Consider the following 712-nt stretch of genomic DNA (forward strand, 5'->3'; position numbering starts at 1 on the left):
AAGCGACATCGACGCCGTCGAAGCACACGGCACCGGCACCGCCCTCGGCGACCCCATCGAGGCCCAGGCACTCCTCGCCACCTACGGCCAGGACCGCCCCGCCGGCCAACCCCTCTGGCTGGGCTCCCTGAAGTCCAACATCGGCCACACCCAGGCCACGGCGGGAATCGCGGGCGTCATCAAGATGGCGCAGGCCATGCGGTATGGCGTACTGCCCAAGACACTCCACGCCGACGAGCCCACCACCAAGGTGGACTGGACATCGGGCGCGGTGTCCCTGCTCACCGAGGCCCGGCCCTGGCCGGAGACCGGCCGCCCGCGCCGCGCCGGGATCTCCTCCTTCGGCGTCAGCGGCACCAACGCCCATCTCATCCTCGAACAGGCTCCGGAAGAGGCGGCCGACGAAGCGGAAGCCACGGAGCCGGAGGCTCCGGGACTGGTGGCCACCGGGGGCGCGGTGCCGTGGGTGCTGTCCGCCAAGAGCCAGGTGGCGCTACGGGCACAGGCCCAGCGCCTGATCACCCACCTCCGCACCCACCCCGACACCGACCCGGTGGACTTGGGCTGGTCGCTGGCCACCACCCGCACCGCACTGGAACACCGCGCGGTCGTCCTCGCCACCGATCTCGACCAGGCGACCGCCGCCCTCACCGCCCTCGGCGAAGGACAGCCCCACCCCAACCTGGTCACCGGGGAAACCGGCACCGGCGGG

1 protein-coding gene is annotated in these 712 nt (G+C 72.5%); it reads left to right on the top strand.

Features of this window, described 5'->3' with window-relative positions:
- A partial coding sequence (locus NP777_RS47040; protein ID WP_305890873.1) for a ketoacyl-synthetase C-terminal extension domain-containing protein occupies positions 1-712 on the top strand: 712 nt, incomplete at both ends.

Source organism: Streptomyces rugosispiralis (assembly GCF_024505145.1).
Taxonomy (GTDB): domain Bacteria; phylum Actinomycetota; class Actinomycetes; order Streptomycetales; family Streptomycetaceae; genus Streptomyces; species Streptomyces rugosispiralis.